Annotated in this window: 6 protein-coding genes and 1 pseudogene; 3 read left to right on the forward strand and 4 right to left on the reverse strand. The window is 59.0% G+C overall.

The window, feature by feature from the left end; genetic code table 11:
- Positions 1-203: pseudogene (locus ACXJKO_RS27315) on the forward strand (ISNCY family transposase); the annotation flags it as partial.
- 29 nt (positions 204-232) lie between these two features.
- On the opposite strand, the gene ACXJKO_RS27320 reads toward ACXJKO_RS27315, so the two are convergent.
- Positions 233-610 carry a response regulator gene (locus ACXJKO_RS27320; protein ID WP_457094189.1) on the reverse strand — a complete coding sequence of 126 codons (378 nt, stop codon included), beginning with the start codon at positions 608-610 and terminating at the stop codon, positions 233-235.
- A 1,206-nt stretch (positions 611-1,816) separates the two neighbouring features.
- Between ACXJKO_RS27320 and ACXJKO_RS27325 the strand changes: the two genes are divergently transcribed.
- On the forward strand, positions 1,817-3,178 hold the full coding sequence (locus tag ACXJKO_RS27325) for a TolB family protein (RefSeq protein WP_457094190.1): 1,362 nt from the start codon (positions 1,817-1,819) through the stop codon (positions 3,176-3,178).
- A 427-nt stretch (positions 3,179-3,605) separates the two neighbouring features.
- Here ACXJKO_RS27325 and ACXJKO_RS27330 read toward each other — a convergent pair whose 3' ends face one another.
- Complete coding sequence (locus tag ACXJKO_RS27330; protein WP_457094191.1) at positions 3,606-4,244, reverse strand: hypothetical protein; 639 nt, start codon at positions 4,242-4,244, stop codon at positions 3,606-3,608.
- A 31-nt stretch (positions 4,245-4,275) separates the two neighbouring features.
- Complete coding sequence (locus tag ACXJKO_RS27335) at positions 4,276-5,670, reverse strand: selenium-binding family protein (RefSeq protein WP_457094192.1); 1,395 nt, start codon at positions 5,668-5,670, stop codon at positions 4,276-4,278.
- 265 nt (positions 5,671-5,935) lie between these two features.
- On the opposite strand from ACXJKO_RS27335, the gene ACXJKO_RS27340 reads away from it, so the two are divergent.
- The gene (locus tag ACXJKO_RS27340; RefSeq protein WP_457094193.1) at positions 5,936-7,357 is read left to right on the forward strand and encodes an FAD-binding oxidoreductase; all 1,422 of its coding nucleotides are present in this window, start codon (positions 5,936-5,938) and stop codon (positions 7,355-7,357) included.
- 170 nt (positions 7,358-7,527) lie between these two features.
- Here ACXJKO_RS27340 and ACXJKO_RS27345 read toward each other — a convergent pair whose 3' ends face one another.
- Positions 7,528-8,112: a DUF938 domain-containing protein gene (locus ACXJKO_RS27345; protein ID WP_457094194.1), complete on the reverse strand. Its 585-nt coding sequence runs from the start codon at positions 8,110-8,112 to the stop codon at positions 7,528-7,530.
- Positions 8,113-8,514: the final 402 nt, after the last annotated feature.

An 8,514-nucleotide genomic window follows, 5' to 3' on the forward strand; every position in this document is an offset into this window, starting at 1 on the left:
AGAACAAGCGGTTGGGCGAGGTGCTGGCCTATATCAAGGAGCGGCAGGACCAGCTTCCTCGACCGAAGGTCAAGACCAACAGCGAGAAGACCGGCTACAAGCCGCGGGGTTCCAAACCGGGACGCAAGACTGATGTGATGTCCGATCCGGCCATCGCCGCCAAACGTGAGCGGGCACTGGCTCGCCTCGCCGCCGCGGAGTGACATTTCTGCTTTGCAGGCTAGCGGACATTTCAATCTGGCAGCCACAACGTGAGGACGAGAAGCCCCTTGAGGGCATTGAGCAATGTGCGTTCCGACACGGGCTTCTCCACCCACACAGCACCCATGAACGCAGGGATGAGGTTCTTGTCTGCGCGATGGCCGGAGTGGATGATGAAGGGTACGCCGCGCCGGGTAAGCTCAGTCGCAACGTCTATAGAAGAGCCGTCGAGCAGTGTGGTGTCGAGCAGCGCCAGGTCCGGCGTCTGATCCTCGAGCCATGCCAGCGCCTCGGCACACGTGCTGAACGAGCCACTCACGACATAGCCAGCGTCCTCCACGATGTTTTCTAAAGACATCGCTTGGATTACGTCATCTTCGAGGAGCAGGATGATGGGGGAGAGGGACATCGATTGTCGCCTAAGCGTCTGATTGAAGTGCCCAGAGGACGGCCATCGAAACGCTAGGAGGGCATCAGGACGCTACATCACTGATGTCAGCTTCACAGTGGCACGGATCAACCGCCACTCAAAATTAATAATCCGACGCTTGGAACCCGACCTGAACAAAGGAGTCATCTTTGCCCTGCATTACTCTATCTAGGCGAGTTCCATAAAGGGTGTTCTGCGAGTTACGCGCTATGAGTCAGCCCTATCGGGAGACGTCTTTTCGACAAGTGCAACACGATCAAGCTCTGCCCTGATCACTTGCGCCGTTTTGGATCCTACGCCAGGCATCTGCTCAATCCGGACAACGACAGCCTTTAGCTCATCAAGTGTCCCAATCTCAGCGTTCTGCAGCGCCTGCCAAGCCTTGTGGGGCAGACGGAGACCTCGAATAGGGCCGTGATAGCTTTGATTAACGTAAAGCATGCGCGTCACCTTTTGGCTTGTGAGATTTTAATCGAGAGAGAACACCACGAATGTGYGCGGCAACCTGTTCGTCGGCCTGCCGTTTCCTCGCTACGCGCGCTTCGCCGATCAAGGTTTCGGCGTCGATTGGGAAATCAGAGGGAGTGAGACCAGTCATCGATGCGCTCCGCACTACAGGCGGGAGCGCATAGCCCTCAGTCGCCGACGCCTGTGAAGCACAAGTCGGCGATAGCTCACATAGGGTCATATGTGAGGATGAGCCTATGGCTATTCCGAGCTATTCCAATGAGTTCCATAAACGCAGTTATCGGAACAGCAGGGCTCGAGCGCAAAATCACCCGTGCCCCTCACCTGGATAGGTGATAGGTTAAGCAGGCTAAGAGGTGCGAACACGAGGTCGCGCCATGACAGTCCGCCATCTTGCCCTTGCGGCAGCTCTTGCGCTGGTCCCCCCTAGCCGCGCTCGCGGAGCCCGTCGATTGTGCCGGGCACGGTACCCTTGATGCGACAAACCAGTCCGAACGTGGGGTGGTCCGCCCTCGCGACGATAATGGGATCCTAGAAGGCTGGCAGCACTCTCGTGGTGAAAGATGTGATGGAGAGCAGAAGTAAGAGATCCGATATGATGCTGTTCTAGCTCAACGGCACCTAACAGCAGCAAGAGACGACAGTTAGGTTAAGGCCTTCACCTCGTATTTCCTGGCGCAACAACTTTCGTGAACCTCATCTGAAAGGATCCGTGCCATGACGAACAGACCCTTTATCATCGATGACAGCGTTTGTACGGATGAGAATATCCACTTTGACACCGATGCCATAAGAGGCGGACGACAACATCTGTCTGTGGAGCGTGTGTCGATAGCCTCTGACGGCACCCAAGCAACCGGTGAGAGCTTACACCCCACGATTTCGGCTAACGGCCGCTATGTCACCTATGGCAGCTTCGCCTCAACCCTCGTCCCCGACGACACCAACGGCGCATATGACATCTTCATCTATGACCGGAAGACCAACACCATCGAGCGTATCTCCGTGGCCTCTGATGGCACCGAAGCAAACGGCTCAAGCTACGACCCCGAGATTTCGGCTAACGGCCGCTATGTGACCTATACCAGCGAGGCCTCGAACCTTGTCCCCGACGACACCAACCCTAGAGAGAACGGTACGGACATCTTCGTTTATGACCGGAAGACCAACACCACCGAGCGCATCAACGTGGCCTCTGATGGCACCCAAGCAAACGACCGGAGCTTCAGCCCCGAGATTTCAGCTAAGGGCCGCTATGTCACCTACACCAGCGACGCCTCGAACCTCGTCCCCGATGACACTAACAACGCTTGGGACATCTTCGTTTATGACCGGAAGACCAACACCACCGAGCGCATCAACATGGCCTCTGATGGCACTGAAGCAAACAGCTTCAGCTCCAACCCCGCGATTTCGGCTAACGGCCGCTATGTGACCTATGAGAGCCAAGCCTCGAACCTTGTCCCCGACGACACCAACGATACACAGGACATCTTCGTCTATGATCGGAAGACCAACACCACCGAGCGCATCTCCGTGGCCTCCAATTGCACTGAAGCAAACAGCGGCAGCTTCGACCCCGAGATTTCGGCTAACGGCCGCTATGTGACCTATACCAGCGAGGCCTCGAACCTCGTCCCGGATGACACTAACAACGCTTGGGACATCTTCGTCTATGACCGGAAGACCAACACCACCGAGCGCGTCTCCGTGGCCTCTGATGGCACCCAAGCAAACGAACGGAGCTTCAGCCCCGCGATTTCGGATAACGGCCGCCATGTGACCTATGGCAGCTTCGCCTCGAACCTTGTCCCCGACGACACCAACGGTACTGACCGATTTTCTGGAAGCGACGTCTTCGTGTTTGACCGGAAGACCAACACCACCGAGCGCGTCTCCGTGGCCCCTGATGGCACCCAAGCAAACGACCGGAGCTTCAGCCCCGCGATTTCGGCTAACGGCCACCATGTGACTTATGCCAGCTCGGCCTCGAACCTTGTCCCCGATGACACCAACAACACCGATGACGAGACGGGCGTGGATATCTTCGTGGCTTCAAGGTGGGATTGGTGGGTATAGGAGTCCAGGCTTACAAGATCTCTGACCCAGCTAACGTGCCCTCGCACACTTCGGCAGGGTGGATCGGTGCCCACCCTGCACCCTCCTCTGAAACATCTTGATGCTCAGTAAAGAGGATGCCGGATCCGTGGGCCTAAGAGCGCCGCAGGTGAAGGCCATCCCGATCCTCGCCGCTTGACTTGGGCCAGGGTCTTGAGCGCATTCCATAAACGCAGGCGCCGTCCACACACGGCCTTACGCGAAATTCGCTTTATGATACGAGAAGGTCGCGTTCTGGCACGTCCCAGTTTTTGGGCGCACTTCCGCTTTGGACAAGAACCGCAAACTTTCCTGTCAGTGAATGCTCTTCACTGCCTGACTCGAAGACGACCAAAAGCGTCTGCGTAAGCACTGAGTTCGGCCTATGAGATATTCCGGGGTTCTGACGTCATCCCGCCAGAAGAAAGATGCCGCCGCTTGCCAAGGCGATGCTCCAGAGAACATCCAGGTTGATCCAGCCCCGCCTCAGTAATGCGAGCCCCCGGTCATAGACGATTAAGCTGACAGCTCCGATCACCGCCAGCATCGTCCCCGTGTGAACCGCGAGCGCCATCAATGAAATCGGAACTGAGGTCGAAGCGGTGAGTTCGCCGCCTATGCCCGGCGAAACGCACAGCGACAAGAGCGCAGGGATCAGCATGAAGCCGGCCCCGTGAGCACTGGCCATCATGAAAGACCATAAGGCCAGACCGGCCAGGCCGGTCTGCATCCCGATGCGGATAGGCGTGCGATGGCTGGCGAGAATATGCGTGCTCGCCCAGACCAGCAGGAGGATTCCGGCACCGCGGCTGAGGACTGCCGCATCTACGACCGTTCCGAACACAATAACAGCCAGCAGGACGGCCCCCACCGCCACGGCATGGCCCAGGGCGATCGGCGCAAGCGCCAGAACCACAAGCCCCCGGCTCCGGCGGTGCAGCCCAAGCGCGACGGCAAACAGCCAACCCATGGCGGGATTCAAGCCGTGGAACGCGCCGAGACCCGCAAGAGCCAGCCAGGGCCAGAGAGCCGATGAGACCGTGTTCATTCCAAGTCCCTTGCCAGCAGCGTGGCGTCCCTTATGGGTAGCAATAGGAGTCGGAAGAGCAGTCGCCGCCTTCGAGGCGGACCTGGTGCGGCCGGTGCCCCTTGGGCCACTCGATGAAGAAGTCCTCATCGAACGAGATGCCGCCGTCCGGGTCCGCGTTCAGCTTCACCATCCAGCCCTCGAAGCCACGATGGTAGAATTGCTGGTCGATGGAGCCATAGAGCGAGTTGGTGAAATATACCCGCCGTCCGTCGCGGCTGATCTCGACCATCTGCGGTCCACCTGTCAGATGCCTATTCTTCGCCTTGGGATGAGAGGCGCGGGACACGATCCCGCCGATCCGCACTTTGCCGGTAAGCTTTGGGTTCAATGGGTTGGAGACGTCGTATTGCTGGAGATCGCCCGTGCCCCAGCAGGACACGTAGAGGAAGCGGTCGTCCATCGAGAGGTCGATGTCGGTTACGAGGGGCGGTGCCGCCCCGAACCCCTTCAGCATATCGGGCAGATCGTCCGGGTTCGCAGGCTCGGCTGGGATGGTGATGATCTTCTTGACCGCCCATCGATCGCCCTCGCGATACCAGGTCCAGATCGAGGAAGAGAGATCCTTCAGGCTGATCACGCAGTTGACGAACCCGTAGGCCTTCGTCGGGTCGTGCGCCGGTCGCAGCTCGAACACGAGCTGATGCTCTTCGCCGAAGTCGATTTCCTGCAGATGCTTGCGCTTTAGAAGGTCCCAGAAATGCAGGCGCCGGCCATAGCCGGAGCCGAGCAGGATCTCAGGAACGAGGCCGTTCTCGAAGGTGTCAGGCGTGCCCCATTCGCTGGTCACAAGCGTGTCGTATCCCAGATGCCACCAACCGTCATAGGCGAGCTGCTGCGATCCTCGATCGACCTCCCAGCGTCCGAGCGGCTCGAAGCTCTCGTGATCCATGACGAAGATGCCGCCGGGGGCCTTACCCTCGGCATTGCCAAGGGCTGTGACGTAGATGCCGTCCGGCCCGCAATGAACCGTGTGCGGCCGGGTGTAGCCGGTCCGTTCGGCGATCACTTCAGGTTCGATCACCTTCACGATGGTGGGGTTACGCGGGTCGGGCTTGGTGTCGAGGATGTGGATGCGTGACGAGCGTAGTCCCGGCACCACAAGGTAGCGCCGTTCCACGTGCGGGTGAGGCATGTTTGGACAGAGACAGGACGAACAGGCATTCCATCCGAAATGGTGCAGCTCGTCCCCCGTATTCGGCATGGCCACGGACCCGACGATCTGGGCATAGGACGGAGAGGCCGTGTCGAGATCGACGACGGCGATCCCGTCGGGCTGCTGCCGATCTGGGTCGAACATGGCCACATAGGCCAGCGTCTCAGGCGGAGCCTTCTCAGCTAGGCGCGGGGATGGATAGAAACTTGGATCGGGCTGCCAACGCGTCACGACACCCTCCCTGATCGCCCCCTTAGGTCGACGGTAAGTGTCTTTATCCCTGTGTCGTCCTCGGCATCATATCCCATCCTCCAGCTTGTGTCGCCTCTAACCTCAACGACTGATCTGCCGGCGGCGGGCGCAGCATCCCCTTAAAATGTGTTTTGCAGCACTTGCCGGCGCCTCAAACCGGGCTGTTGGCTTGCACGAGACGGCAGGCAAGCAGAGAATACGGCCGCTGGGGACGACGGTTCACTATCCATCGGAGGAATGAACCATGAATGATATGAGCCTCACGAACTTGCAAGCGGGAAAGACTGTGATTGGCTCGGAGGCAATCCAGGCGCTGGCAGGGCAACTGACTGGCAGAGTGCTGGATGCGGACGATCCCTCCTATGACGAGGCCCGCACCATCTGGAACGCCATGATCGATCGCAGGCCAGCTCTGATCGTGCAATGCAGAGAGGCGCGCGATGTCATTTATGCGGTTCGCTTTGCCCGGGACAACAAGCTGCTTGTCGCGGTGCGGGGTGGCGGACACAACATTGCCGGCAATGCCGTCTGTGACGGTGGCCTGATGATCGATCTGTCGCCCATGAAATCGGTACGGGTGGACGCCGCAACGAAGCAGGCCACGGTCGAACCCGGCGCGACGCTGGCTGATGTCGACCGGGAGACGCAGGCCTTCGGACTGGCCCTTCCGACAGGGATCAATTCCACAACCGGGATCGCCGGGCTGACCTTGGGTGGCGGCTTCGGCTGGATTACCCGGAAATTCGGTTTGACGATCGACAATCYTCTGTCGGTTGAGGTCGTGACCGCGAACGGTGACCTGGTCCGCGCGAGTCCGATGGAGCATCCCGACCTGTTCTGGGCGCTGCGGGGCGGCGGTGGCAATTTCGGCATCGTCACATCATTCGAGTTCCAACTGCACGAACTCGGCCCCGAGGTTCTCGCCGGTCTCGTGGTGCATCCGTTTGACAACGCGAAAATGGTTCTCAAGCAGTACCGACAGGCGCTGGAAACCGCACCCGACGAACTGACTTGCTGGGTTGTGATGCGGCAGGCGCCGCCGCTGCCGTTCCTTCCAACGGAGTGGCATGGCAAGGAAGTGCTGGTGCTCGCCATGTGCTATTGCGGCGATCTGGCGGAAGGTGAGAAAGCGACTGCCGGTTTGCGCGCGATCGGCAAGCCCATTGTCGATGTCGTGAGCCCTAGTCCCTTCACCGGCTGGCAGCAGGCCTTCGATCCGCTGCTTACACCAGGAGCCCGCAATTACTGGAAGAGCCACGATTTTACACAGCTTTCCGATGCAACGATCGACATCCTGATCGATGCGATCCGTACCCTGCCCGGACCAGAGTGTGAGATCTTCATCGGACATGTCGGTGGAGCCGCCGGTCGCATCGCCCAAGCTGCAACGGCATTCCCGCAGCGGGATTCACACTTCGTCATGAACGTTCATGCCCGCTGGCGCGACCCAGCGATGGATCAGGCCTGCATCGGCTGGGCCCGCAAAGTGTTCGAGGCAGCCAAGCCTTACGCGGCCGGGACGGCCTACATCAATTTCATGCCGGAAGACGAGGTTGAGCGCGTCGAGGCAGCCTATGGCGGCAATTACCAACGGCTTGCGGAGATCAAGCGACGCTACGATCCGGATAACCTGTTCAGGATGAACCAGAATGTAAGGCCGTCATAGGGTTTGATCTGAGTTCGTCGAAGCATTGCCTCGCTGTCCAAACCTGCGAGATCGTATGAACATTCGTGAGCGTAGGATATGTGAGGCAAGCGCGACCGGTGCCGTCTGACCCTATGTGCGGTACTGCTCGTTCTGCGAGCTCCGCTGAACTCGTACAAAATCAAGGCGCGTTAGCGCCGGAAGACTAGGCTCAAGTTGTTGGCAGGCATCGAAAACCGTTCAACAAGATCCAACCCGCTGGCCCTGGCGAGGTCCGCTACCTCTTCGACATCGCGTACACCCCACTGTGGATTTCGGCGTCGAAGATCAGCATCAAAGGCTTCATTGCTCGGAGCAGTATGCGCGCCATTCTCCTTGTATGGCCCATAGAGGTAGAGCATGCCTCCGGGTGGGAGCACTCGTCCTGCCCCYACGATCAGCCCCTGCGTCACTGGCCAAGGAGAAATATGGACCATATTGATGGCCACAATGGCATCTGCTCGCTCCAAAGGCCATTCTGGAGCCGCAGCATCGAGCCTCAGAGGCACCAAAAGATTAGACAGGCCCGAAGCCGCACGGTGAGCCGCGATGCTGCGGAGGGCTTGCTCGTCACAGTCGGTGGGCTGCCATAGCAGGTGCGGCAATGCGGCGGCGAAGTGGACAGCATGTTCCCCTGTTCCGCTGGCAATCTCCAGAACGGTCCCGGTCTGGGGCAGAAGCATTCGCAGGAGGGTCAGGATCGGATCGCGGTTCCGCGTTACCGAAGGCGACGTCATCAAGGTTTCTCCTGCCACCGACCAATCGTAGCGGCTGTTAGACTCGGTATTTGTTACAGCCGGGGTTTGGCCTCTCGGACCTCCACATTGTCGTGACATGACGCGATCCTCATTTTGTAGAGAGTCCAGACTTCAGATTTCTTCGAAAGGTGTAGGCAGAACAGATCGATCTTACTCCTCCCGGCTCGCTGAGTACGTCAAAGCTCGCGACATTGACCCGCCTGCATCAGGTGCCGGACAATCGTGGAACCCGTCCGGCCTAAAAGCTCCGCTGCTGTCAGGCAGTGATTCTGCAAGCAACATGATACTACAGGCTTGGCTTACGCTTTTTCCGCACTGCTTTCGGCGTGGCAGAGAGGATTGACGTTTCCATTGCTCGCACGTGTTCCGAGAACGCTTCGA

The organism is Microvirga sp. P5_D2 (genome assembly GCF_054049475.1).

Bases quoted from the DNA above. Each gene is read 5' to 3' on its own strand.
- ACXJKO_RS27320 (WP_457094189.1), bottom strand. From the start codon at position 610: ATGTCCCTCTCCCCCATCATCCTGCTCCTCGAAGATGACGTAATCCAA.
- ACXJKO_RS27325 (WP_457094190.1), top strand. From the start codon at position 1,817: ATGACGAACAGACCCTTTATCATCGATGACAGCGTTTGTACGGATGAG.
- ACXJKO_RS27330 (WP_457094191.1), bottom strand. From the start codon at position 4,244: ATGAACACGGTCTCATCGGCTCTCTGGCCCTGGCTGGCTCTTGCGGGT.